At 64.1% G+C, this 24,336-nt stretch carries 20 protein-coding genes; 8 read left to right on the forward strand and 12 right to left on the reverse strand.

Going from position 1 to position 24,336, the window contains the following annotated elements:
* Positions 1-158: 158 nt before the first annotated feature.
* Positions 159-3,674 (forward strand): DNA polymerase III subunit alpha, encoded by a 3,516-nt coding sequence (gene dnaE, locus AWB75_RS12855; protein WP_235012083.1) that lies wholly within the window; start codon positions 159-161, stop codon positions 3,672-3,674.
* Positions 3,675-3,687: 13 nt separating this feature from the next.
* Here dnaE and AWB75_RS12860 read toward each other — a convergent pair whose 3' ends face one another.
* The gene (locus AWB75_RS12860; protein ID WP_061124457.1) at positions 3,688-4,449 is read right to left on the reverse strand and encodes a glycosyltransferase family 2 protein; all 762 of its coding nucleotides are present in this window, start codon (positions 4,447-4,449) and stop codon (positions 3,688-3,690) included.
* A gap of 243 nt (positions 4,450-4,692) precedes the next feature.
* On the opposite strand from AWB75_RS12860, the gene msbA reads away from it, so the two are divergent.
* From msbA to AWB75_RS12875, 3 genes are all read left to right on the forward strand, one after another.
* Entirely contained in the window at positions 4,693-6,459 is a 1,767-nt protein-coding gene (gene msbA / locus AWB75_RS12865; RefSeq protein WP_407642146.1) for a lipid A export permease/ATP-binding protein MsbA, read from the forward strand.
* Between the two features lie 161 nt (positions 6,460-6,620).
* A complete protein-coding gene (locus AWB75_RS12870) occupies positions 6,621-7,610 on the forward strand; it encodes a glycosyltransferase family 4 protein (RefSeq protein WP_061124529.1) in 990 nt (329 codons plus the stop codon).
* Between the two features lie 61 nt (positions 7,611-7,671).
* On the forward strand, positions 7,672-8,970 hold the full coding sequence (locus AWB75_RS12875) for an O-antigen ligase family protein (RefSeq protein ID WP_061124459.1): 1,299 nt from the start codon (positions 7,672-7,674) through the stop codon (positions 8,968-8,970).
* 24 nt (positions 8,971-8,994) lie between these two features.
* Here AWB75_RS12875 and rng read toward each other — a convergent pair whose 3' ends face one another.
* The 9 genes from rng to upp form a co-directional block, all read right to left on the reverse strand.
* Entirely contained in the window at positions 8,995-10,464 is a 1,470-nt protein-coding gene (gene rng, locus AWB75_RS12880; protein ID WP_061124460.1) for a ribonuclease G, read from the reverse strand.
* Between the two features lie 7 nt (positions 10,465-10,471).
* Positions 10,472-11,083, reverse strand: a complete 612-nt coding sequence (locus AWB75_RS12885) for a Maf family protein (RefSeq protein WP_061124461.1) — start codon at positions 11,081-11,083, stop codon at positions 10,472-10,474.
* 57 nt (positions 11,084-11,140) lie between these two features.
* Entirely contained in the window at positions 11,141-11,611 is a 471-nt protein-coding gene (gene rlmH, locus AWB75_RS12890; RefSeq protein WP_061124462.1) for a 23S rRNA (pseudouridine(1915)-N(3))-methyltransferase RlmH, read from the reverse strand.
* A gap of 14 nt (positions 11,612-11,625) precedes the next feature.
* Positions 11,626-12,078: a ribosome silencing factor gene (gene rsfS, locus AWB75_RS12895; RefSeq protein ID WP_061124463.1), complete on the reverse strand. Its 453-nt coding sequence runs from the start codon at positions 12,076-12,078 to the stop codon at positions 11,626-11,628.
* 24 nt (positions 12,079-12,102) lie between these two features.
* Positions 12,103-12,789 (reverse strand): nicotinate-nucleotide adenylyltransferase, encoded by a 687-nt coding sequence (locus AWB75_RS12900; RefSeq protein WP_061124464.1) that lies wholly within the window; start codon positions 12,787-12,789, stop codon positions 12,103-12,105.
* Positions 12,780-13,739: an oxygen-dependent coproporphyrinogen oxidase gene (gene hemF, locus AWB75_RS12905; RefSeq protein ID WP_061124465.1), complete on the reverse strand. Its 960-nt coding sequence runs from the start codon at positions 13,737-13,739 to the stop codon at positions 12,780-12,782. Before hemF ends, AWB75_RS12900 begins: the two co-directional genes overlap by 10 nt.
* Positions 13,740-13,849: 110 nt before the next feature.
* Positions 13,850-15,166: a phosphoribosylamine--glycine ligase gene (gene purD / locus AWB75_RS12910; protein WP_061124530.1), complete on the reverse strand. Its 1,317-nt coding sequence runs from the start codon at positions 15,164-15,166 to the stop codon at positions 13,850-13,852.
* A gap of 267 nt (positions 15,167-15,433) precedes the next feature.
* A complete protein-coding gene (locus AWB75_RS12915) occupies positions 15,434-16,162 on the reverse strand; it encodes a YebC/PmpR family DNA-binding transcriptional regulator (RefSeq protein ID WP_061124466.1) in 729 nt (242 codons plus the stop codon).
* Positions 16,163-16,495: 333 nt separating this feature from the next.
* Positions 16,496-17,149: a uracil phosphoribosyltransferase gene (gene upp / locus AWB75_RS12920; protein ID WP_061124467.1), complete on the reverse strand. Its 654-nt coding sequence runs from the start codon at positions 17,147-17,149 to the stop codon at positions 16,496-16,498.
* A gap of 203 nt (positions 17,150-17,352) precedes the next feature.
* Between upp and AWB75_RS12925 the strand changes: the two genes are divergently transcribed.
* The 4 genes from AWB75_RS12925 to kdpE are packed head-to-tail and all read left to right on the forward strand — an operon-like array spanning position 17,353 to position 20,244.
* Positions 17,353-18,132 (forward strand): SDR family oxidoreductase, encoded by a 780-nt coding sequence (locus AWB75_RS12925; protein WP_061124468.1) that lies wholly within the window; start codon positions 17,353-17,355, stop codon positions 18,130-18,132.
* Positions 18,133-18,147: 15 nt separating this feature from the next.
* Positions 18,148-18,537 carry a methylglyoxal synthase gene (locus AWB75_RS12930; protein ID WP_061124469.1) on the forward strand — a complete coding sequence of 130 codons (390 nt, stop codon included), beginning with the start codon at positions 18,148-18,150 and terminating at the stop codon, positions 18,535-18,537.
* A gap of 34 nt (positions 18,538-18,571) precedes the next feature.
* Positions 18,572-19,546: a quinone oxidoreductase family protein gene (locus AWB75_RS12935; RefSeq protein WP_061124470.1), complete on the forward strand. Its 975-nt coding sequence runs from the start codon at positions 18,572-18,574 to the stop codon at positions 19,544-19,546.
* Positions 19,543-20,244 carry a two-component system response regulator KdpE gene (gene kdpE / locus AWB75_RS12940; protein ID WP_061124471.1) on the forward strand — a complete coding sequence of 234 codons (702 nt, stop codon included), beginning with the start codon at positions 19,543-19,545 and terminating at the stop codon, positions 20,242-20,244. Before AWB75_RS12935 ends, kdpE begins: the two co-directional genes overlap by 4 nt.
* Here the strand turns inward: kdpE and AWB75_RS12945 are convergent.
* Complete coding sequence (locus tag AWB75_RS12945; RefSeq protein WP_061124472.1) at positions 20,220-20,912, reverse strand: SDR family oxidoreductase; 693 nt, start codon at positions 20,910-20,912, stop codon at positions 20,220-20,222. The genes kdpE and AWB75_RS12945 overlap by 25 nt on opposite strands.
* A gap of 101 nt (positions 20,913-21,013) precedes the next feature.
* A complete protein-coding gene (locus AWB75_RS12950; RefSeq protein ID WP_061124473.1) occupies positions 21,014-24,334 on the reverse strand; it encodes an efflux RND transporter permease subunit in 3,321 nt (1,106 codons plus the stop codon).
* Between the last annotated feature and the right edge of the window lie 2 nt (positions 24,335-24,336).

Consider the following 24,336-nt stretch of genomic DNA (forward strand, 5'->3'; position numbering starts at 1 on the left):
GTATTATCCCGCAAACGGCGTGCGCCCTCGCATTGCGCCAAGCGACGTTTCCAGAGCGCTTGCGCACGCGCAATTTCCAGAGCCGTCAAGGCCTTATCCGTTCGGCCAGCGCGCCGCCGCCGCCGATTTTCGCGACGGCCCGCATGTACAATACCGCCATGTCAGATCCCCGCTTCGTTCATCTCCGCGTCCACTCCGAATTCTCGATCGCCGACGGCATCGTGCGCCTGGACGACGTCGTCAAAGCTGCCGCGCAAGACGGTCAGGGCGCGCTTGCGCTGACCGATCTCGGCAACGCATTCGGTCTCGTGCGCTTCTACAAGGAAGCGCGTGGCAACGGCGTGAAGCCCATCGCCGGCTGCGACGTCTGGATCACCAATCCCGACGATCGCGACAAGCCCTCGCGTTTGCTCTTGCTCGTGCGCAACACGCAGGGTTATCTCAATCTGTGCGAGTTGCTGAGCCGCGCATGGCTGACGAATCAGTATCGCGGCGGCGCCGAGGTCTTGGTCGAATGGCTGGAAAGCGGTCTCGCCGAAGGGTTGCTCGCGCTGTCGGGCGCGCAGGCGGGCGATATCGGCATGGCGCTGGCGGCGGGCAATGCGGCGAGTGCGGAGCGTCATGCCGCGCGCTGGGCGAAGCTCTTTCCGAACGCGTTTTACATAGAGTTGCAGCGCGCGGGGCAGCCGGGCGAGCAGACTTACATTCAGGAAGCCGTTACGCTGGCCGCGAAGCTCCGGCTGCCGGTCGTCGCGACGCATCCGATGCAGTTCATGACGCCCGATGATTTCACCGCGCACGAAGCGCGCGTGTGCATCTCGGAAGGCGATATCCTCGCGAATCCTCGCCGGCAAAAGCGCTTCACGCAGGAGCAGTATTTCCGCACGCAGGACGAGATGTGCACGCTTTTCGCGGACATTCCGTCGGCGCTCGCGAACACCGTCGAGATCGCCAAGCGCTGCAATCTGACGCTCGAACTCGGCAAGCCGAAGCTGCCGCTCTTCCCGACGCCCGATGGCCTCTCGCTCGACGACTACCTCGTGCAGTTGTCGAAGGAAGGGCTCGAAGTCCGCCTGCAACAGCTTTATCCGGATGCAGCCGAGCGCGACGCGCAGCGCGACACGTATTACGCGCGCCTCGATTTCGAGTGCGGCACGATCATCAAGATGGGCTTTCCGGGCTACTTCCTGATCGTCGCCGACTTCATCATGTGGGCGAAGAACAATGGCGTGCCGGTCGGTCCGGGCCGCGGCTCGGGCGCGGGCTCGCTCGTCGCGTACGCGCTCGGCATCACGGATCTGGACCCGCTGCGCTACAACCTGCTGTTCGAGCGCTTCCTGAATCCGGAACGCGTGTCGATGCCCGACTTCGATATCGACTTCTGTCAGGAAGGGCGCGACCGCGTCATTCAGTATGTGAAGGGCAAGTACGGCGCGGATGCGGTGTCGCAGATCGCCACGTTCGGCACGATGGCCGCGAAGGCCGCGGTGCGCGACATCGGGCGCGTGCTCGATCTCGGCTATATGTTCACCGACGGCGTCGCGAAGCTGATTCCGTTCAAGCCGGGCAAGCACGTGACCATCGCGGACGCGATGAAGGAAGAGCCCACGCTGCAGGAGCGCTTCGATTCCGAAGACGAAGTGCATCAGTTGCTCGAACTCGCGCAGCGCGTCGAAGGCCTCACGCGAAATGTGGGCATGCACGCGGGCGGCGTCCTGATCGCGCCGGGCAAGCTCACGGATTTTTGTCCGCTCTATACGCAGGGCGAGGACGGCGGCGTCGTCAGTCAGTACGACAAGGACGATGTGGAAGCCGTCGGCCTCGTGAAGTTCGACTTTCTGGGCCTCACTACGCTCACGATTCTCGACTGGGCCGAGCGCTACATTCGCCGGCTCGATCCGTCGAAGAAGGACTGGAATCTCGCGCAGGTGCCGCTCGACGACCCGGCGTCGTTCCAGATTCTGAAGAAAGCGAACACCGTCGCCGTGTTCCAGCTGGAAAGCCGCGGCATGCAGGGCATGCTCAAGGACGCGCAGCCCGACCGCTTCGAGGACATCATCGCGCTGGTGGCGCTGTATCGACCGGGTCCGATGGACCTGATTCCGAGCTTCTGCGCGCGCAAGCACGGGCGCGAGATCGTCGAGTATCCGGACCCGCGCGTCGAACCTGTTCTGAAAGAGACCTACGGCATCATGGTCTATCAGGAGCAGGTGATGCAGATGGCGCAGATCATCGGCGGCTACTCGCTCGGCGGCGCGGACTTGCTGCGTCGCGCGATGGGCAAGAAAAAGCCCGAGGAAATGGCCAAGCACCGCGAAATCTTCGCGGAGGGCGCGGCAAAGAACGGCCTCACTCGCGCGAAAGCCGACGAAACCTTCGACTTGATGGAGAAGTTCGCGGGCTACGGCTTCAACAAGTCGCACGCGGCTGCCTACGCGCTGCTCGCGTATTACACGGCGTGGCTGAAGGCGCACCATCCGGCGGAATTCATGGCGGCCAACATGTCGCTCGCGATGGACGACACCGATAAGGTCAAGATTCTCTTCGAGGATTGCGCGACCAACGGTCTTGCCGTGTTGCCGCCGGACATCAATCAGTCGGCCTATCGCTTCGAGCCGGTCGGCGAGGCGGATGGCAAACGCTCGAAGACGATTCGCTACGGTCTGGGCGCGGTGAAAGGCAGCGGCCAGAACGCCATCGAAGAAATTTTGCGCGCGCGTGAGGATGGCAAGTTCACGGATCTCTTCGATTTTTGCGAGCGCATCGACCGGCGCGTCGTGAATCGCCGCACTGTCGAAGCGTTGATCCGCTCCGGCGCGTTCGATTCGATGCACGCGAATCGCGCGCAACTGCTCGCCTCCGTTCCGATGGCGATGGAAGCCGCCGATCAGGCCGCCGCCAACGCCATGCAGGCCGGCCTCTTCGATATGGGCGACGCGCCGCTCGCGAAGCACGAATACGTCGACGAAGCGATGTGGTCGGACAAGAAGCGTCTGCAGGAAGAGAAGACCGCGCTCGGCTTCTATCTGTCGGGGCACCTTTTCGACGCCTACAAGGGCGAAGTGCGACGTTTCGTGCGCCAGAAGATCGGCGAACTGAAGGAAGGGCGCGACAAGCTGGTCGCGGGCGTGATCTCCGCGATGCGCACGCAGATGACGCAGCGCGGCAAGATGCTGATCGTCAATCTCGACGACGGCAGCGGCCAGTGCGAAGTCACCGTTTTCAACGAGCAGTTCGAAGCGAACAAGGCGCTCTTCAAGGAAGACGAGCTGCTCGTCGTCCAGGGGCAGGCGCGCAACGATGCGTTCACGGGCGGCATCCGCTTCACCGTCGATACGGCGATGGATCTGGAACGCGCGCGCAGCCGTTATGCGCAGTCCGTGAAGGTCGAGATGAACGGCAACGCCGACGCCTTGCGTCTGCGCCGCGTGCTCGAAGCGCATGCCGCGGGCGCCGAGGCGCCCGCGCCTGTTGCGCCGCCCGCTCGCGATAACGGCCGTTCGCGTCAGAGCACGCCGATTCCGAACGGGCTGAACGTGAGCGTCGTCTATCGCAGCGAGCACGCGCAAGGCGAAGTGCGTCTCGGCGATGCGTGGCGCGTCAAGCCGACCGACGAACTCATCACGGCGCTGCGCGGCGAATTCGCGGGCAGCGCGATCGAAATCGTTTATTGATTCGAGTCTCGGCTTAACGGGGTTGGTCGAGATGCGCCAGCTTCAGGAACCGGTAGTACACCGTCTGTGCATTGAACACGGCGATCAGGAAGCCCGAACGCCCGTCGAGAAAGCCGCGCCGGAGAATGTAGGTTCTCGTGAAGGCCCACAGTCCACGCGTGATCGCGATGCTCAGGCTTCCTCGCTTTCCCGCGGCATGGCGTTGTAGCGCGCCCGCCGTGGAGTACGCATCCAGCTTGCGCAATACGGTTTCGAAGTCTTCGTACGAGTAGTGCATCAGCTTGCCTTGCAGGCGCTGGACGGGCGTGTCGGCCGAAACCATCAGGCGCTCGTGCACGAGGTCGTCCGAGAAACGTGCCGCCGAGCGCTTGAAGAGCCGCGGAATCCAGTCCGGATACCAGCCGCTGTGGCGGATCCACTCGCCGCAAAAGCTCGACAGGCGATCCACCGCATACACGTCGGCCACGGGTGTGGCGATTGCGGCCCGTATCGCAGCGGCGAGTTCCGGCGTGACGACCTCGTCCGCATCGATGGAGAGAATCCAGTCGGTCGAGAGCGCGTCGAGCGCCCGGTTCTTCTGTGGACCGAAGCCAGGCCAGTCACGCTCGATGCGCACGCGGGCACCATGCGCCCGCGCGATCTCCACGGTTGCGTCGGTGCTGCCGCCATCGATCACCACGATTTCATCGGCGAAAGAAACGGATGTCAGGCATTGCGCGAGCCGCGCGGCCGCGTTGTACGTGATGAGAGCGATGCCGAGTGTGGGATGCGTCATGTCGTCGGGAGAAAATCGGGTGCGCGCCGGATAAACGTTGACGCGTATTCTAAGACCATCGGTCGCCGGAGCCCGCAGTTCCGCAAGCCGACGCGGATCCATTCTGAGCGCCGCCTGCACGTCGGTTTAAAATGACGGAAATTGTGACGCCCGGCCAGAAGGCGTTCGGCATGACCTTCCGCCCGGCCGCGTCTTGCGCGCGGGGCATCGCATGTAGAGGATGATTTGACCGAGAAGCAGACGCTGAGAAAAACCATAGGTGGCGGCGAGCATACATCGTCCACGGCCGTCGTCAGGCGGTTGTGGCCCTACGTCCGGCCGTTGATGAGCATCGTGCTGCTCGGCCTCGTCGCCATGGGTTTCGTCGCCGCGAGTGAAGCGGGCATCCCGATGTTGCTCAAGCCCTTGCTCGATCACGGCTTCGGGACGAACGGGAGCGAGAAGGCGAAATGGGTGGTGCCCGTGGCGGTGATCGGGCTTGCGCTCGTGAGAGGGTCCGCGCAGTACGCTTCAGGCTATCTGCTTTCCTATGTGTCGAACAAAATCTTGCTGCAACTGCGGCTCAAGATGTTCGATCGCATGCTTCACGCGGGTGCAGGTTTCTTCCAGCGCGAGACGGCGAGCACGGTCATCAACGCGATCGTCTTCGAAGTCAATCAGGTTCTGCAGATTTTGTCCGGCGTGGTCGTGACGCTCGTGCGCGACTCGCTGACGGTCGTCTTCCTGCTCGGTTACCTCTTCATTCTCAACTGGCGCCTCACGCTGATCGTCGCGCTGATCCTGCCTGCCATCGGCTGGCTGGTTTCGAAGATCAACCGCCGCCTGCGCCGTCTGAACCGGGAGCATCAGATGCTCACCAACGATCTCTCGTATATCGTCGAAGAGACCGTGGGCGGCTATAAGGTCGTGAAGGTGCATAACGGCGAGTCGTACGAAACCGGGCGTTTCACGGAGATGAGCAACCGCCTGCGTGGCTACTCCATGCGCATGCAGGTCTCGGGCGGACTGGCGCAACCGTTGACGCAATTCCTGGCGTCCATCGCGCTCGCCATCGTGATCACCATCGCCGTGCTGCAATCAGCGAGCGATCAGACGACGGTCGGCGGCTTCGTCGCGTTCGTGACATCGATGTTGCTCGTGATCTCGCCGCTCAAGCATCTGATCGACGTCAATCAGCCGCTTCAGCGCGGCGTGACCGCGGCCGAGCTGATCTTCGGCCTCATCGACGAGCCGCCGGAGCACGCGGGCGGCGGGCGTCGTCTCGAACGCGCTCAGGGCAGCGTCGAATTCCGCGACGTGTCGTTCAACTATGGCTCGCGAGAGCGCATCACGCTGGATCGCGTGTCGTTCAAGATCGCGCCCGGCGAGATGGTCGCGCTGGCAGGGCCGTCGGGGAGCGGCAAGACCACGCTGGCGAATCTGCTGCCGCGCTTTTTCGATCCCGCCGAGGGCGAAGTGCTGGTCGATGGCGTCCCGTTGCCCGAACTCGCGGTGCATGACCTGCGCGCGCAGATCGCGATGGTCAGCCAGGACGTCGTGCTGTTCAACGACACCATCGCGGCAAATGTTGCGTATGGTACGATCCCGGACCGCGAAAAGGTGCTTGCCGCGCTTGCCGCAGCTAATCTCGCAGACGTCGTCGCGTCACTGCCGCAGGGTATCGACACGCTTGTCGGCGGGAACGGAATGCGTTTGTCGGGCGGGCAGCGCCAGCGTCTTGCGATCGCACGCGCCATCTACAAGGACGCACCGATTCTCGTGCTCGATGAAGCGACTTCGGCGCTGGACTCGGAATCGGAGCGGCATGTGCAGTCGGCGCTGGAAACGCTGATGAAAGGCCGCACGACGCTCGTCATCGCGCACCGGCTGTCGACCATCGAACGTGCCGACCGGATCGTCGTTCTGGATGGCGGCAAGATCATCGAGCAAGGCAGCCACGCAGAGCTGTTGCAACTGGGCGGGCTCTACGCCCATCTGCATCGCATTCAATATCAGCAGCAGGCGGCTTGATTCTTCGCGGTGTACTTCGTCCGCAACCGAAGCGATGGCGAACCGGCGAAAGTACAGCGAGCGTTGCGGCGTGTCTTTGGCGGTCCGTCGATTCGGCGACGATTCGTGAGCTTCAACCCGCATTACTCACCACTGCCATGCCTAATGCAGCTCCGAAGCCGATGATTCATATCATCAACGGCTTCATGAATGAAAACGGTGGCAGCGAGCAGGAGGCGCTGCACCTCGCCCGGGTCCTGCGCGACAGAAGCGAGCTGACACTGTGGTCGTCCTCGTCGCGCTGTTCGCGCGATCTCGCGCATCGATATGCGATCCGCCGCATCGGCCTTCAGCCCGGTGCGCGCCCGAACGGAGGCACCTTCGTTTTCGTGGGCGCGCACTGGCGCCATACAGTGTGGCCATATCTCGTGCGGGCGCCGCGGCGGCTGATCTACGTCTTCAATACGTTTCATCCGAAGATCCTCTCGCTGACGGCGGCGCACCCCGTCATGCTTCGGTGGCCGCGGACGGAATATGTGGCGATATCCGAATTCCAGCGGCGCGCGCTCGGCGTCGAGTGCGAAGTGCAGCCGTCTCCCATCGACATCGCACGTTTCTCGCCTTCGCCCGATCCGCGCCCGGACAACGTTCGGCCGGCGATCGGACGGCTGAGCCGCGATACCGTCGACAAGCACGATATCGACGATATCGCGCTGTATCGGGCGTGGGCCGCCGACGGGGCGGAAGTCAGGCTGCAGGGCGCCACCCGTTTTTCCGCTGCCTCGGGTGACGCGCTTGCCGCCGTGCCCCGAATTCAGATACTGGCCGAGGGCGCGGTTCCAACCGTGACCTTCTTGCGCGGCCTCGATATCTTTTATTATCGGACTGGCGCACACGTCGAGACGTTCGGGCGCGTCGTCCTCGAAGCGATGGCTTGTGGGCTGCCGGTCGTGTGTCACCGGCGCGGCGGTTATGCCGACTGGATTCGGCACGGCGAGAACGGTTTCCTTTTCGATCGCACTGAAGAGGCCGATCGCCTGGTACGCACGCTCCTCGCGAATGCCGACTTGCGCGAATCCATTGGCGCGCGCGCGCGCGCGACGGTGGAGACGATATATTCGGCCAAAGCGGTCGGGGAGCGTGCCGATTTCTATCTGCGCGGCCCGCGCTGAAAAACACGTCCTGAACGCGCGTCAAGGCGCTTGATCCGAAACGGGGTAGTAGAACAAAACAATGCAAGTCACACAAATCTCAAGACTGGGCCGGTCCGGCACCGAGTCCTATCAGTTGTTTCTGGCGCGTTGGTTCGCGTTGCTTACGCTGGCGCTGGTCCCCATTTCGACGGCGGGCGTGAACGTCGGTTCGGCCGCATTCGCCCTGTTCGCATTGACTTCGCCCGAGGTATGGCGGCGCGCGAGGTCGTCGCTGACGGGGTCGTCGGGCGCGACTGCTGCTCTGGCGCTGTTCATCGTGTTGAGCCTGAGCCTGGCTTACAGTGCCGCGGGATACGCAGAGGGATTCGACTTTCTGATGAAGTATCGGAAACTGCTGTTCATCCCGCTCCTGGTGCTCGTTTTCGCGGACGATGCAGGGAGGATCTGGGCGCGCAGGGCGGTCTGGAGCCTGTTCGCCACGCTCGTACTATCGATGGTGCTGGCGTACACGAATAACTTCGGGTGGACTGCATTCGGACCGATGCATGCGGAGGACCCGGTCAGGCGGCCCTGGGTATTCAAGGACCACATCTCGGGCGGCTTGATGATGGCGTTCCTCGTCTGCCTGTCCTTTGCGCTCGCGAAGGCGGCGAGCGGGTGGCGAAGCAAGGCGCTGTATCTCGTGGCGCTTCTCGCGCTGATCAACGTGCTGTTCGTGCTCCAGGGGCGCACCGGGCAGGTGGTGGCGATCGCGTATGTCGCGATCTATCTGGTCGTGCAGGCAGCGCGGTTCCGTCGATACGACAAGCGCTCGCGCGTGCTCGCGAGCGTGGGCGTCGCGGCGGTGTGTGTTTGCATCGCGGCTTTCGTGCTCTACGCGAAAGACCGGCGGCTCGCGGACACGGCGCAGGAAGTCTCGCAGTTCGAGACGCAAAACAAGAATACGTCGATGGGTGTGCGCATCCTGTTCTACCGTCGCAGCCTCGAGTTGATGGCCCATCGACCGATTGCCGGCTACGGCGTTGGAAGTGTGCGCACGGAGTTTGAGCGCCTCGCAAGCACGCAGACCGGCGGGCATGCGGCGATGGCGGGCAATCCGCACAACGAGTTCTTTTTGATGGGCGTGCAGCTCGGACTCATCGGCGTGGCGCTGTTCGTGTGGTTCCTGATCGCGATCGGACGGGAGTGCCGGCGGCTGGCGGAGCCTGCGAAGCTGATCGCGAGCGGCTACCTTTTCGCGTTCGTCCTCGGTTGCCTCGCGAACTCTCTGCTGCTGAACTTCACGGAAGGCAATCTCTTCGTGTTCCTCATCGGCATACTGATCGGCACGGCGCCCGGAAGAGGGCGCGATCCGCAAGCGGCGCAAGCGCGAAACTGACGATCGTTGCGGGCCGCGTCGGTTTTACATCAGCACGATGTCGTACTGCTCCTGACTGAGATTCGACTCGACCTGCAACGAAACCGGCTTTCCGATGAAGTCCATCAACATCGCCAGATGCTGCGATTCTTCCTCAAGGAACAGGTCGATGACCTGTTGCGAAGCCACCACGCGAAACTCACGCGGATTGAACTGCCGCGACTCGCGCATGATTTCGCGCAGCACGTCGTAGCACACGGTGCGCGGCGTCTTGACCTGCCCCTTGCCCTGACACGTCGGGCAAGCCTCGCACAGCACGTGGGCGAGTGACTCGCGCGTGCGCTTCCTCGTCATCTCGACGAGCCCGAGCTGCGAGAAGCCATTGACGGTCACGCGTGTGCGATCGCGCGACAGCGCCTTTTTCAGCTCTCCCAGCACCTGATCCCGATGCTCGACATTCTCCATGTCGATGAAATCGATGATGATGATCCCGCCGAGATTCCTCAGCCGCAATTGCCGCGCGATCGTATGCGCCGCTTCGAGGTTGGTCTTGAAGATCGTGTCGTCGAAATTGCGCGCGCCGACGTAACCGCCCGTGTTGACGTCGATGGTCGTCATCGCTTCGGTCTGATCGATCATCAGATAGCCGCCCGACTTGAGATCCACGCGCCGTGACAGCGCACGCTGAATCTCCGTCTCGATGTTGTACAGATCGAAGAGCGGCCGCTCGCCCGTGTAGTGATGCAGCCGTGAAGCCACCGCCGGCGTGAACTCCGCCGCGAAGTCCGCGAGCATCTGATACGTCTCGCGCGAATCGACCTGAATGCGCGTGGTCTCGTCGTTGACGAAGTCGCGCAGCACGCGTTGCGCGAGGTTGAGGTCCTGATAGAGCAGGGTGGTCGGCGGCACGCGCTGCGCTTGCGCGACGATCGTCGCCCACGTCTTGCGCAGATACGCGACATCGGCCGCGAGCTCTTCGCTCGTCGCGTCTTCGGCGATGGTCCGCACGATATAGCCGCCTTTCTCATCGGCGGGCAACACGGCTGTCAGACGTGCGCGCACGGCTTCGCGCTCGGCTTCGCTTTCGATCTTCTGCGAGATACCGATGTGCGGCTCCTGCGGCAGATACACGAGCGTGCGCCCCGCGATGCTCACCTGCGTCGATAGCCGCGCGCCCTTCGTGCCGATCGGGTCCTTCACGACCTGCACCATCAGCGATTGCCCTTCGAAGACGATCTTCTCGATGGGCACATGCGGCGTCGAATTGTGCGGCTCGCCCGCGATGCGCGGATGCCAGATATCGGCGACATGGAGAAACGCCGCGCGTTCGAGACCGATGTCGATGAACGCGGACTGCATGCCCGGCAGCACGCGCACGACCTTGCCGAGATAGACATTGCCGACGCGTCCGCGCGACAGCGTGCGTTCGACGTGAAGCTCCTGAACGGCGCCTTGCTGAACCTGTGCGACACGGGTTTCCTGCGGTGTGACGTTGATCAGGATTTCTTCGTTCATGGCCTGTTTAGAATTCGACGCGCGCCACGCGCAAGAGTGCTGCGGTTTCGAAAAGGGGCAGACCCATGATACCCGAATAGGATCCGTCGATTCGCTCGATGAACTCGGCCGCGCGGCCCTGTATGCCGTACGCGCCCGCCTTGCCGAGCGGCTCGCCCGACGCCGCATAGCGTTGCAGCGCAGCACGATCGGCTTTCGCGAAACGCACTTGTGAGCGGGAAAGAACGGGATCGAGCGCCGCGCCTTCGCCATCGACCACGGCGACGGCCGTCAGCACTTCATGCTCGCGGCCCACGAGTCGTTCGAGCATCGCGACCGCGTCTTCTTCGTGCAGCGGTTTGCCGAGGATCAATCCGTCGATGGTCACGGTCGTATCGGCGACGAGAATCGGCGCGGGCGCATGGCTGCCTGCGATGAGCCGCGCGCGCGCCGCATGCGCCTTCAGCGCGCACACGCGCACGACATACGCATCGGCGGCTTCGTCGGGCAACGCGTCTTCGAGTGCTTCGGCGTCTTCATCGGGACGGGGCAGAAGGAGCTCGTACTTCACGCCTAGCTGACGCAGCAACTCCTGACGGCGCGGGCTTTGGGAAGCGAGATAAACGAAGGGATGAGTCATTGGATATTGGGATTCGAATGACACGCGCGGCATTCGAAGTCCAACGACCGCAAAGCCTCACGCGCGATGATAAGGATGATTCTGCGTGATGCTCCACGCGCGGTAAAGCTGTTCGGCGAGCAGCACGCGCACCATGCCGTGCGGCAGCGTGAGGCTCGACACGCGCAGCAAGAGTTCCGCGCGCGATTTCACATCGGGATGAAGCCCGTCCGCGCCGCCGATCACGAACGCGACATCGCGCCCGTCCTGCTGCCAGCCGGGCAGGGCGTTCGCGAGTTGCATCGTGGTCCAGTCGCGACCGCGTTCATCGAGTGCGACGACGCGCGCGTTCTTCGGCAAGGCGGCTTCGATGCGCTGCTTCTCGGCGGCCATCACGCTCTCGGCGTTGCGCCCCGACGAACGCTGCTCGGGCTTGATCTCTTTCAGCTCGATGCGCAACTCGGGCGGCATGCGCTTCGCATATTCGTCGAAGCCATTCGTGATCCAGTCGGGCATCTTGTGTCCGACGGCGAGGATGACCAGCTTCATCGAATGAAGCGGGATCAGTGCTTGCGCGTGGTCTTGCGCGCGGGACGTTTGACCGCGGGCGCGGCGTCTTCGTCGTCCTCGTCGTTATCCGCGGTGACGCGCGCGCCGCCGAACATGTTCGGCGTTTGCAGCTTCACGCGCACGGGCTTGTCGCCCCAGACTTCTTCGAGGTTGTAGTACTGGCGCAGCGCGGGCTGAAGGATATGCACGACCGCGTCGCCGCAATCGACCAGCACCCATTCGCCGATCTCTTCGCCTTCCGTGCTGATGATGTCGCCGCCCGCTTCCTTGACCTTCTCGCGCACGCTGTTGGCAAGCGCCTTGGTCTGCCGGTTCGACGTGCCGCTCGCCACGACCACGCGGTCGAAGAGCGAAGTCAGGTGAGTCGTGTTGAACACCTTGATGTCTTGCGCCTTGACGTCTTCCAGACCGTCGATGATCGCGCGTTGAAGCTTTTGAAGTTCCATGGTTACCGAGTCTTTACCGTTGATTTACCGTGTCCGGTACAGGTGATGTTGAACAATATAGTCCCATACAGCCGGGGGGACCTGAGCGCGGGCTTCGGCCACGTCCGACATCGTGCTGGCTGCCTCGCGGATCGCCGTGGCGGATACGTCGAGCAGCAGCGTTGCGTCGATGAGCACGTGACCGCATAGGCTCGCTTGCAGTGTTTCTGGCGGCGCGGCGCGTTTCGCGACTTCCGCGGCAACGACCGCCGGCAGCGTCGCGACATCGAAGCCCGGCCGTGTTTCCACGCAGATATGCGCGTAGTCGAAAAGCTCTTTCCAGCGATGCCACGAGTCGAGCTTGACGAGCTGATCCGCGCCCATCAGGAGCGAGATCGACGCCTCCGCGCCTTCGCGCTCGCGCCAGTGACCGAGCGTATCGACGGTATAAGTGTCGCCTTGCCGGTCGATCTCGTCGGTGCCAATCGTGATCGTCACGCCGTCGATCACGACGGATTCGGCGGCCGCGCGCGTCATCGCCAGCCGATGCTCCGGCGCCGATACGCCCGCTTTCTGCCAGGGCTGACCGGCGGGCAACAGCACGAGCTCGGTCAGTCGCAGTAATTCGACAAAGCGACGCGCAAGCGCTAGATGTCCGTTGTGAATCGGATCGAAGGTGCCGCCGAAAATGCCGACGCGTTTCGTGCAAGGCACAGCGGAGTTCAAAGCCATTCGCGCCGCACCAGGAAGTCGGAATAGAGCCGCGCCTCGGGCGTGCCGGGCTCGGGCGTCCAGTCGTAGCGCCAGTTCGCGACGGGCGGCATCGACATGAGGATCGACTCGGTGCGTCCGCCGCTTTGCAGGCCGAAATGCGTGCCACGGTCGAACACGAGATTGAACTCGACGTAGCGCCCGCGCCGGTACGCCTGGAACTCGCGCTCGCGTTCGGTGTAAGGCGTGTCGCAGCGGCGCTCGATGATCGGCAGATACGCTTTCAGGAACGCATCGCCGACGCTCTTCGTCAGCGCGAACGCGCGCTCGAAGCCGCCTTCCGCGTAATCATCGAAGAAAATGCCGCCGATGCCGCGCTGCTCGTTGCGATGCTTCAGATAGAAATATTCGTCGCACCACGTCTTGAAGCGCGGATACAGTTCGACGCCGAACGGATCGAGCGCGTCGCGGCAGGTCTGATGAAAATGCCGCGCGTCTTCCTCGTAGCCGTAGATCGGCGTGAGATCCATGCCGCCGCCGAACCAGAAGATCGGCGCTTCACCTTCCTTGAGCGCGGTCAGCATGCGCACGTTGGCGTGCACCGTCGGGCAGTGCGGATTGCGCGGATGCATCACGAGCGAAACGCCGAGCGCCTCGAAGCCGCGACCGGCGAGCTGCGGACGCGCTGCGCTCGCGGAGGGCGGCAGCGCGTCGCCTTGCACGTCCGAAAAGCCGATGCCGCCGCGCTCGAAAAATCCGCCGCCTTCCAGAATGCGCGTCACGCCGCCGCCACGCAGATGCGCGCCGGGCTCGCGGGTCCAGGCGTCGGTGACGAAGGCGGTGCCGTCGAAACCGCCGAGCGCATCGGCTATGCGTGTCTGCAGGCCTGTCAGATAGTCGCGGACAGCCTCGATATCATGGGATGCGTCGTCTTGTTCGCGCTGTTTCGCGCTGCGGTTCGGTTCACTCATCGATTGCTGCTAGTCGGTCCGGGGTTAACCCTTCGTCTCGAAACTCTCAAAAGCGCGCTGCCGGACACGAGGTCCGGCAGCGCGCATGCCCGGGCTGCTTCGGCGCCGCGTCAGCCGTGCTTGTCGGCCGGCTTTTCAGCGCTTTTATCAGCCGATTGCTTGCGGTTCACCGCACGATAGCCGATGTCCCGCCGATACTGCATGCCGTCGAACGAAATCTGGTTGACTGTATCGTAGACCACGGATTGCGCGCCGCGCACGGAATCCGCCAATCCGACGACGCATAACACGCGGCCACCCGAGGTGGTGAGCTTGCCGTCGGCGAGCGTCGTGCCCGCATGGAAAGTGACGGAATTCTCGGTTTCCGCCGGAATGCCGCTGATGCGGTCGCCCTTGCGCGGCGTTTCCGGATAGTTGTGCGCGGCGAGCACGACGCCAAGCGCCGTGCGGCGGTCCCAGTCGAGATCGACGGTGTCGAGCTTGCCGTCGATCGCCAGTTCGACGACTTTCGAGAAATCGCCCTTGAGCCGCGCCATGATCGGCTGCGTCTCGGGGTCGCCCATGCGGCAGTTGAATTCGAGCGTCTTCGGATTGCCGTTCGAGTCGATCATCAGGCCGGCGTAGAGGAAGCCGGTGAAGCGGATGCCGTCGTTTTCCATGCCGCGCACCGTCGGCTGGATGATCTCGCGCATCACGCGCGCGTGCAGTTGCGGCGTGACGATCGGCGCGGGCGAATACGCGCCCATGCCGCCGGTGTTCGGGCCCTTGTCGCCGTCGAGCAGGCGCTTGTGGTCCTGGCTCGACGCGAGCGCGAGCACGTGCTTGCCGTCCACCATCACGATGAAGCTCGCTTCCTCGCCCGCGAGGAATTCCTCGATGACGACGCGCGCGCCCGCATCGCCGAGCGTGTTGTCGGCGAGCATCGCATCGACGGCGCCGTGCGCTTCTTCCAGCGTCATCGCGACGACGACGCCCTTGCCGGCCGCAAGCCCGTCCGCCTTGACGACGATCGGCGCGCCTTTCGCGTCGATGTACGCGTGCGCGGCGGCGATGTCGGAGAAGGTTTCGTATTCGGCGGTCGGAATGTTGTGGCGCTTCATGAACGCCTTCGCGAAGTCCTTGGAGCTTTCGAGCTGCGCGGCTTCCTTGCTCGGCCCGAAAATCTTGAGGCCGCGCGAGCGGAACAGATTGACGATGCCGGCCGCGAGCGGCGCTTCTGGACCGACGAGCGTGAACGCAACGTGTTCTTTCTCGACGAAATCGGCGAGTGCCGCCGGGTCCGTGATGTCGACGTTGCGCAGGCGCTCGTCCTGCGCGGTGCCGCCGTTGCCCGGCGCGACATAAACGATCTGCACGCGCGGCGACTGCGCGAGCTTCCAGGCCAGCGCATGTTCGCGGCCGCCGGAACCGACGACGAGTAACTTCATGTGAATCCCCGAAATCCTGACAAAAAGCGGCTTGAGTAAAAGCGGCGGGCGCATCGACCGTAAGGCGCGCATGACGGCGGTCATAACGTCGCGAAGGCGGCTCGCGCCGATAACGGCTGCGTCACGCGCCTTCAAAGGGTGATGCCGCGCCGCGGCGACTCGGCGTCGAACGAGCGGCGCTGCTCCGGCATGCGAGCCGAAGCGAAAGATATTCCATGCGAGGGCGGGCGCAATCCGGTTGCGCCGCACCCCGTGCGATCCGAAGCTTCAGCCTTCGTTGATCGCGGCGTTCGTAAAGACTTCCTGCACGTCGTCGAGATTTTCGAGCGCGTCGAGCAGTTTCTGCATCTTCACCGCGTCGTCGCCGCCGAACTCGACTTCCGTCTGCGGTTTCATCGTCACTTCGGCGAGTTCCGCCTTGAAGCCCGCGGCTTCGAGCGCGTCCTTCACCTTCTGGAAATCGTTGGGCGGGCAGATCACCTCGATGCTGCCGTCTTCGTTGGTCACGACGTCATCCGCGCCGGCTTCGAGCGCCGCGTCCATCAGCTTGTCTTCCGGCGTGCCGGGGGCGAACAGGAACTGGCCGACGTGATCGAACATGAACGACACCGAGCCGTCCGTGCCCATGTTGCCGCCGAACTTCGAGAATGCGTGGCGCACTTCCGCGACGGTGCGGGTGCGGTTGTCCGTCATCGTGTCGACGATGATCGCCGCGCCGCCGATGCCATAGCCTTCGTAACGGATTTCTTCGTAGTTCGCGCCGTCGACGCCGCCGGTGCCGCGCTGGATCGCGCGGTTGATGTTGTCCTTCGGCATGTTGGCGTCATAAGCCTTGTCGACGGCCAGACGCAGGCGCGGGTTCGAATCGATCTCGCCGCCGCCCATGCGCGCCGCGACCTGGATTTCCTTGATGAGGCGCGTCCAGACCTTGCCTTTCTTCGCGTCGGCCGCGGCCTTCTTATGCTTGATGTTGGCCCATTTCGAATGACCCGCCATTACCTTTCTCCATCGCGCTCGGGCTGAAGAGCCGTGCGCCTAGTGTGCTGTCGTGCTTTGTGTAGCCGAATGTGTCTGTTCGCGCCTCGATTGTTCGCGCGTGCTCGCGCGCTTTTCGTGAACAACGCCGGGTTCGCTCGCGGATCGTTGAGTCCGGCGTAACCCGAATAGGAACAGACCGAAATTTTAGCATGGCGGCGCGCGCGCTCAGTGCCGCCGTGCGCGGTGCGGCGGCGCAAAGACAGCGCAATCCGGGTCGAATTCGGGAAAAAAGCGCGCCAGAACGCAAACCGCCGCGCGTGGCGCGGCGGTCGGGAGGATTTAAGCGGACGCTCAGTTCTTCGTGCCGAAGAGGCGGTCGCCTGCGTCGCCGAGGCCTGGAACGATATACGCATGATCGTTCAGATGCGAATCGAGCGACGCGACGTAGAGCTTCACGTCCGGATGCGCGTCCTGGAATACCTTCACGCCTTCGGGCGCCGCGACCAGCGCGACGAAAACGATGTTCTCGGCGTGCACCTTGCGGCGCTTCATCACGTCGACGGCGTGCACCGCCGAATAGCCCGTCGCAACCATCGGATCGCACAGGATGAAGACGCGTTCCTCCAGATCGGGCGGCAGGCGCACGAGATACTCCACCGGACGATGATCCTCAGCCCGGTACACGCCGATATGCCCGACGCGCGCCGACGGCACCAGATCGAGCAGACCGTCCGACATGCCGATGCCCGCGCGCAGCACCGGCACGATCGCGAGCTTTTTGCCGGCGATCACGGGCGCGTCGATCTCGACGAGCGGCGTTTCCACGCGCTTGGTCGTGAGCGGCAGATTGCGCGTGATCTCGTAGCCCATCAGCAGCGTGATTTCCCGCAGCAGTTCGCGGAACGTGCGCGTCGACGTGTCCTTGTCGCGCATGTGCGTGAGCTTGTGCTGGATCAGCGGGTGATCGAGGATGAAGAGATTGGGAAAGCGGCTGTCTTGTTTCATGGGTCTTGCGCGCGCTGCGCGTCCTGCTCGTGTGATGGGCTGCCTCTCGCGCCTCGCTCGGTGCGTCGCGGACAGTGGCGACAGTTTACCCAAAAGCCGCCACGTCCCTAAGACTATTCGCCCCGCCGACGTTGCCGACCCGATTCTTCTAGAATTGCGCGAAGACGTCGCAATCTGTGACGAACGACACCGGAGGAAGAACGATGGACATGGGAATCGCGGGGCGCACGGCGCTGGTGTGTGCGGCGAGCAAAGGGCTCGGACGCGGCTGCGCGGAAGCGCTCGCAGCTGAAGGCGTGAATCTGGTGATCACCGCGCGCACGGCGGAAACGCTCGAAGCGACCGCGGCGCACATTCGCGCGCAATACGGCGTCGACGTGAAAACCGTCGCCGGCGACATCACCACGCCCGAAGGCCACGCCGCCGCGCTGGCCGCGTGCCCGTCGCCGGACATTCTCGTCAACAATGCGGGCGGACCGCCGCCGGGCGATTTCCGCACCTTCACGCACGACATGTGGATCAAGGCGCTGGAAGGCAACATGCTCACGCCGATCGAGCTCATGAAAGCGACCATCGACGGGATGATCGAGCGTGGATACGGCCGCATCGTGAACATCACGAGTTCATCGGTGAAGGCGCCGATCGACGTGCTCGGGCTGTCCAACGGCGCGCGTTCGGGGCTGACCGGCTTCGTCGCGGGCGTCGCGCGCAAGGTCGCGGCGACCGGCGTCACCATCAACAATCTGCTGCCGGGCTCGTTCGACACCGACCGCATCGCCGTGACGCTCGAAGCGCAGGCGAAGGCGCAAAACCTGCCGATCGACGAAGTGCGCAAGCGCCGCGCGGAGAGCCTGCCCGCGGGACGCTTCGGCACAGCGGAGGAATTCGGCAAGGCGTGCGCGTTCCTCTGCAGCGTGCATGCCGGCTACATCACCGGACAGAACCTGCTGATCGACGGCGGCGCTTATCCCGGCACTTACTGACAGCGAGGCGCAAACATGACCACACGCGTCGCGCTGATCGCGCACGACATGAAGAAGGACGACATCGTCACGCTCGTGGGCGAGTTCGTCGATACGCTCGCGCAATGCGACCTCGTCGCGACGGGAACGACCGGCGGGCGCATTGCGGCGGCGCACGGGCTCGACGTCGAGCGCAAGCTGTCCGGCCCGTACGGCGGCGACCTGCAGATCGGCGCGGAACTGGCGGAAGGGCGCGTGAATATCGTGATCTTCCTGCGCGACCCGATGACCCCGCAGCCGCACGAGCCCGACATCAACGCGCTCGTGCGCGCCTGCGACGTACATAACGTGCCGTGCGCGACCAACATCGCGACGGCGCGCATGATCCTCGACGACTTGCGCCTGCGCTTCGCGCGGGCGCAATGAGCACGAAATAAGCACGAACAAGGAGAACGAGACGATGACCAAGGCAATCCGATTCGACAAGACAGGCGGCCCCGAAGTCATGAAGTGGGTCGATGTGGACGTGGGCGCGCCGGGCAAGGGCGAGATCCGCGTGAAGCATCACGCGGTCGGGCTCAATTTCATCGACGTGTATTTCCGCACCGGCCTCTATCCGATGCCGCTGCCCGGCGGCCTCGGCATGGAAGCTGCGGGCGAAGTGACGGCGGTGGGCGAGGGCGTCACGCAGTTCAAGCCGGGCGATCGCGTCGCCTACGCATCGCGTCCGCCGGGCGCGTATGCGCAAGAGCGCGTGATGTCGGCCGAATACGTCGTCGGGTTGCCGGATTCGATCGGCTATGAGGACGCCGCGTCGATCATGCTGCAAGGCCTCACCGCGCAGTACTTGCTGCGGCGGACGTATCGCGTGAAGGCGGGCGACACCGTGCTGATCCACGCGGCGGCGGGCGGCGTCGGCATGATCGCGTGCCAGTGGGCGAAGGCGCTCGGCGCGACCGTGATCGGCACCGTCGGCTCGGACGAGAAAGCCGAACTCGCGAAGGCGCACGGCTGCGATCACCCGATCGTCTATACGCGCGAGAACTTCACGCAACGCGTGCGCGAGATCACCAACGGCGCAGGCGTGCCGGTGGTCTACGACTCGATCGGCAAGGACACGTACATCGCGTCGCTCGACTGCCTCGCGCCGCTCGGGCTTTTCGTGAGCTTCGGCAATTCGTCGGGGCCGCTGCCGCCGCTCGATTCGTCGGAACTCGCGGGACGCGGCTCGCTGTATTTCACGCGGCCGACGCTCTTCAGCTATATCGCCAAACGCAGCGATCTCGATCTGATGGCGGCCGAACTCTTCGACGTCGTGTCGTCGGGCAAGGTGAAGACGAACGTGCGCCAGCGCTATGCGCTCGCGGACGCGGCGCGCGCGCACGAAGAACTCGAAGCGCGCAAGACGACCGGTTCGACCATCCTGCTGCCTTGAGTTCGAACCCGACGGCAACCGTCGTTCTGATCGAGGACGAGAAACAGATACGCCGCTTCGTGCGCGTGTCGCTCGAAGGGCAGGGCATGACTGTCCACGAGGCGGAAACGGGGCAGAAGGGTCTCGTCGAAGCGGCGACGCGCAAGCCCGATCTCGTGATCGTCGATCTCGGCCTGCCCGACACCGACGGCATCGACGTGATTCGCGAGCTGCGCGGATGGACCGAGTTGCCGATCATCGTGTTGTCGGCGCGTACGCAGGAAGGGGAGAAAGTCGCCGCGCTCGACGCCGGCGCCGACGATTACCTCACGAAACCCTTCGGCGTTTCCGAGCTGATGGCGCGGATTCGCGCGCATCTGCGGCGGCGCAATCAGGCGTCGGGCAACGAGACGCCGGTCGTGACGTTCGGCGATGTGGCCGTCGATCTCGCGCTGCGCCGCGTTACGAAGCGCGGCGAGAACGTGCATCTGACGCCGATCGAATATCGCCTGCTATCGACGCTCGTGCGTCACGCGGGGCGCGTGCTCACGCATCGGCAATTGCTGGTGGAAGTGTGGGGGCCGTCGCATGTCGAGAGCCCGCATTACCTGCGGATCTACATGGCGCATCTGCGCCAGAAGCTCGAACGCGATCCCGCGCAGCCCGAGCATATCGTGACGGAAACGGGCGTCGGCTACAGGCTCGTCGGTGCGGCGTGATGTGTGGCGTGCGCGTGTTCGTTCGATAGCGCGTTCAGCACGATATCGATCGGCTCTTCTCCACCGACGAACGCGATCAGCCGGTTCTTTATGCCGCGCGTCACACAGCGCACCGCGATACAGGCGACATCGTCGCGCGCGACATCCGGCTTGTGCGTCGTGAGTTCGTTCGCGGGCGCGATGGCGCCATGCGCGGGCTCGTCCGACAGCGGACCCGGCCGCAAAATCGCGTACGGCACGCCGCGATGCGCGACGTAGGCATCGGCTTCGCGCTTCATCCGCGAATAGTGACGCCAGGCGAAGCCGCTCTTCGCCGGATCGAACGCCGACAGCGCGCTTACCACGACGAGTTGCTGCACACGCCGGCGCTTCGCGTAGTCGGCGGTGCGCATGACGGCGTCGCGATCGATCATGCGCTGCTCGCGCACGCCTTCGTTTTGCGCCGATCCGGCCGCGTAGATCACGTGCGTGATGTCGTCGAAGGCGTGGGAGAAGTCGTTGGTCAGATCGCCGAGCACGATTTCGGCGCCCATCGCGGCGAATTCGCTCTTGTGCGCGGATTTACGCAGCATCGCGCGAAGGGGAATGGCTTCGTCGTGCAGACGTGCGGCGATGAGGCGCCCCGTGCGGCCGTGCGCGCCGATCAGCAGAACCTTCAGCGTTTTCATGCGGGGACACTCCTTCGCCGTGGTTGCTACCGACAAAGTAGGTCATTTTTGCGCGGCGCGCTGCGGGACGCGTTTGCGTCCGCAGCATTTTTTTCATTCGCTCATTCAGCCGCGCCCGCCGGACGCGCGCCCTGGCGACGCGCGCGCCGTGCTTCCGCGCGAATGCGGAAGCGATCCATGTAGAGATAGACGACCGGCGTCGTGAACAGCGTCAGCATCTGGCTCACGATCAGCCCACCGACGATCGCGATGCCGAGCGGCGCGCGCATCTCCGAGCCTTCGCCGGTGCCGAACGCGAGCGGCAGCGCGCCGAGCAACGCGGCTGCGGTCGTCATCATGATCGGGCGGAAGCGCAAGAGACAGGCTTCACGGATCGCGTCCTGCGGCGTGGATGCGCCGTGGCGCGTCGCCTCGATCGCGAAATCGACCATCATGATCGCGTTCTTCTTCACGATGCCGATCAGGAGAATCACCGCGATCAGCGCGATGATGCTGAACTCCGTCCTGAACAGGACCAACGCGAGCAGCGCGCCGATACCCGCGGACGGCAGCGTCGAGAGAATGGTGATCGGATGGATGTAGCTCTCGTACAGAATGCCGAGCACGATATAAACGGCCGCGAGCGCCGCGAGGATCAGGAGCGGCTGGTCGTTGAGCGATTGCTGGAACGCCTGCGCCGTGCCCTGAAAGCTGCCGTGGATCGTCTGCGGCACGCCGATCTCGGCCATCGTTTCATAGATCGCGGCGGTGGCCTCCGACAGCGATTTGCCCGGCGGCAGGTTGAACGAGATCGTCGACGCGACGAACTGGCTCTGGTGACTGACGGACAACGGCGTGTTGCCGGGGCCGAACTTGGCGATTGCCGAGAGCGGGACCATCGTTTCCTTCGAGGTCGATACCGCCGCGCCCGACGACGAACCGTTCTTTCCCGTGGCCGCGATCGCGTTGGTCGCGGAGTTCTTCACGGCGGCGAGCGCGAGGGCGGCGGTCGTGTCGGTCGTGCTCGTCGATGCGCCGCGCAGACCCGTCGAGCCGGTAGCGGATGTCGAAGCCGATGATGTCGTCGTCGATTGTGTCGATGCGGAGCCGCTCGCCGTGCCGCCCGACGTGCTGATCCAGATCTGCTTGAGCATTTCCGGATCTTGCCAATACTTCGGCGCGAGCTCCATTACCACGTGATATTGCGACAGCGGGTTGTAGATCGTCGAGACCTGGCGCTGGCCGAACGCGTCATACAGCGTGTTGTCGATCTGCGCGGGCTTGATGCCTAAGCGCGCGGCGGTGGCGCGGTCGAACGTGACCATCGCCTCCAGTCCGCCCTGCTGCTGGTCCGAGTTGACATCGGTGAGCTCGGGGCGCTTCTTCAGCGCGTCGGTGAGCTTCGGTCCCCACGTGTAGAGATCGGACGTGGTGTCCGACAGCAGGGTGAACTGATACTGCGCGTTCGATTGCCGTCCACCCACGCGAATGTCCTGTACGGACTGCAAAAAGGTTTGCGCACCCGCGACATCGGCGAGCGGCTTGCGCAGCCGGTTGATGACCTGGTCGGCGGGCACCTTGCGCTCGCTCTTGGGTTTCAGCGAGATGAACATGAAACCCGAGTTGGTCGAGCGCCCGCCGGTGAAGCCCGCGACGCTGTCGACCGCCGGGTCCGCCTCGACGATCTTCATCATCTCGGCGAACTTGATCTTCATCGCCTGAAACGACGTGCTCTGATCCGCCTGAATGCCGCCGATGATGCGCCCCGTGTCCTGCTGCGGGAAAAAGCCCTTCGGCACGATGATGTACAGATAAATATTCAGCCCGATGGTCGCGAGCAGAATCATGAGGATCGTGCGCGGATGCGCGAGCGCCCAGCCGAGCGTGCGCTCGTAGCCGTTCTGCATGCGCGTGAACTGGCGTTCGAGCCAGCGCGCGATGCGGCCTTCCTGCTTGCGCTCGCGCGGCTCTTGCAAGAGCCGCGAGCACATCATCGGCGTGACGGTCAGCGACACGACGAGCGACACCCCGATCGCGAGCGACAGCGTCAGCGCGAACTCGCGGAATAGCCGCCCGACGATGCCGCCCATCAGCAGGATAGGCAGGAACACGGCGACGAGCGACACGCTGATCGACAGCACCGTAAAGCCGACTTCACGCGCGCCGAGAATGGCCGCCTGCATGCGCGGCACCCCTTTCTCCACATGCCGCGTGATGTTCTCCAGCACGACGATCGCGTCGTCGACGACGAAGCCCGTCGCGATGGTGAGCGCCATCAGCGAGAGGTTGTCGAGCGAGAAGCCGAGCAGATACATGGCCGCGAAGGTGCCGATGATCGATATCGGCACGGCGACGCTCGGTATCAGCGTCGCGCGCCAGTTGCGCAGGAACAGGAACACGACCATCACGACGAGCGCCACCGCTATCAGCAGCGTCAGCTCGGTGTCGTGCAGCGACGAGCGGATCGTGACGGAGCGGTCGGCGGTCGGCGTGATCTGCACGTCGGCGGGCAGCGCGGCCTGCAACTGCGGCAGCATGGATTTGACGCGATCGATCGTCTCGATGATGTTCGCGCCCGGCTGACGATACAGAATCACAAGAACCGCGCGCTGGTTGTTGATGAGGCCGAGGTTGCGCAGATCTTCGACCGAATCGACCACTTCGCCGACGTCCGACAGCTTCACCGCCGAGCCGTTGCGGTACGCGACCACGAGATCCTTGTATTGCGCGGCCTTGCTCGCCTGATCGTTCGTGTAGAGCTGGACGCGGGTGCCCTGGAACTCGATCGCGCCCTTCGGGCTGTTCGCATTCGCCGATGCGAGCGCGGCGCGCACGTCTTCCAGACCGATGCCATAGTGAAACAGCCCGCCTGGCTCCAGTTCCACGCGCACCGCCGGATTCGCCGAACCGCTCACGTCGACTTCGCCGACGCCCGGCACCGTCGAGAGCGTCTGCTGCAGCACGGTCGCGGCGGAATCGTAGAGCGAGCCCGCCGTGCGCGTGGGCGAGGAGAGCGCGAGCACGAGAATCGGCGCGTCGGCCGGATTGACCTTGTGGTACGTCGGGTTTTGGCGCAGCGAGGCGGGCAGGTCGGCGCGCGCGGCGTTGATCGCGGCCTGCACGTCGCGCGCGGCGCCGTCGATGTCGCGGTTCAGGCCGAACTGCAGCGTGATGCGCGTCGAGCCGACGGAGCTCATCGACGTCATTTCGCTGACATCGGCGATGGTGCCGAGATGCCGCTCCAGCGGACTCGCGACGCTCGTCGCGACCGTTTGCGGGCTCGCGCCGGGCAGGCTCGCCTGCACCGAAATGGTCGGGAAATCGACTTGCGGCAGCGGCGCGACGGGCAGCTTCACGAACGCGAACATGCCCGCGAGCGCGATGCCGATCGCGAGCAAAGTCGTCGCGACGGGCCGGTCGATGAAGAGGCGCGACAGGTTCATCG

It is taken from the genome of Caballeronia catudaia (genome assembly GCF_001544755.2).
Lineage (GTDB): Bacteria > Pseudomonadota > Gammaproteobacteria > Burkholderiales > Burkholderiaceae > Caballeronia > Caballeronia catudaia.

Coding starts and splice junctions, on each gene's coding strand:
- dnaE (WP_235012083.1), top strand. CDS start 159: ATGTCAGATCCCCGCTTCGTTCATCTCCGCGTCCACTCCGAATTCTCG.
- AWB75_RS12860 (WP_061124457.1), bottom strand. CDS start 4,449: ATGACGCATCCCACACTCGGCATCGCTCTCATCACGTACAACGCGGCC.
- AWB75_RS12870 (WP_061124529.1), top strand. CDS start 6,621: ATGATTCATATCATCAACGGCTTCATGAATGAAAACGGTGGCAGCGAG.
- AWB75_RS12875 (WP_061124459.1), top strand. CDS start 7,672: ATGCAAGTCACACAAATCTCAAGACTGGGCCGGTCCGGCACCGAGTCC.
- rng (WP_061124460.1), bottom strand. CDS start 10,464: ATGAACGAAGAAATCCTGATCAACGTCACACCGCAGGAAACCCGTGTC.
- AWB75_RS12885 (WP_061124461.1), bottom strand. CDS start 11,083: ATGACTCATCCCTTCGTTTATCTCGCTTCCCAAAGCCCGCGCCGTCAG.
- rlmH (WP_061124462.1), bottom strand. CDS start 11,611: ATGAAGCTGGTCATCCTCGCCGTCGGACACAAGATGCCCGACTGGATC.
- rsfS (WP_061124463.1), bottom strand. CDS start 12,078: ATGGAACTTCAAAAGCTTCAACGCGCGATCATCGACGGTCTGGAAGAC.
- AWB75_RS12900 (WP_061124464.1), bottom strand. CDS start 12,789: ATGGCTTTGAACTCCGCTGTGCCTTGCACGAAACGCGTCGGCATTTTC.
- hemF (WP_061124465.1), bottom strand. CDS start 13,739: ATGAGTGAACCGAACCGCAGCGCGAAACAGCGCGAACAAGACGACGCA.
- purD (WP_061124530.1), bottom strand. CDS start 15,166: ATGAAGTTACTCGTCGTCGGTTCCGGCGGCCGCGAACATGCGCTGGCC.
- AWB75_RS12915 (WP_061124466.1), bottom strand. CDS start 16,162: ATGGCGGGTCATTCGAAATGGGCCAACATCAAGCATAAGAAGGCCGCG.
- upp (WP_061124467.1), bottom strand. CDS start 17,149: ATGAAACAAGACAGCCGCTTTCCCAATCTCTTCATCCTCGATCACCCG.
- AWB75_RS12925 (WP_061124468.1), top strand. CDS start 17,353: ATGGACATGGGAATCGCGGGGCGCACGGCGCTGGTGTGTGCGGCGAGC.
- AWB75_RS12930 (WP_061124469.1), top strand. CDS start 18,148: ATGACCACACGCGTCGCGCTGATCGCGCACGACATGAAGAAGGACGAC.
- AWB75_RS12935 (WP_061124470.1), top strand. CDS start 18,572: ATGACCAAGGCAATCCGATTCGACAAGACAGGCGGCCCCGAAGTCATG.
- AWB75_RS12945 (WP_061124472.1), bottom strand. CDS start 20,912: ATGAAAACGCTGAAGGTTCTGCTGATCGGCGCGCACGGCCGCACGGGG.
- AWB75_RS12950 (WP_061124473.1), bottom strand. CDS start 24,334: ATGAACCTGTCGCGCCTCTTCATCGACCGGCCCGTCGCGACGACTTTG.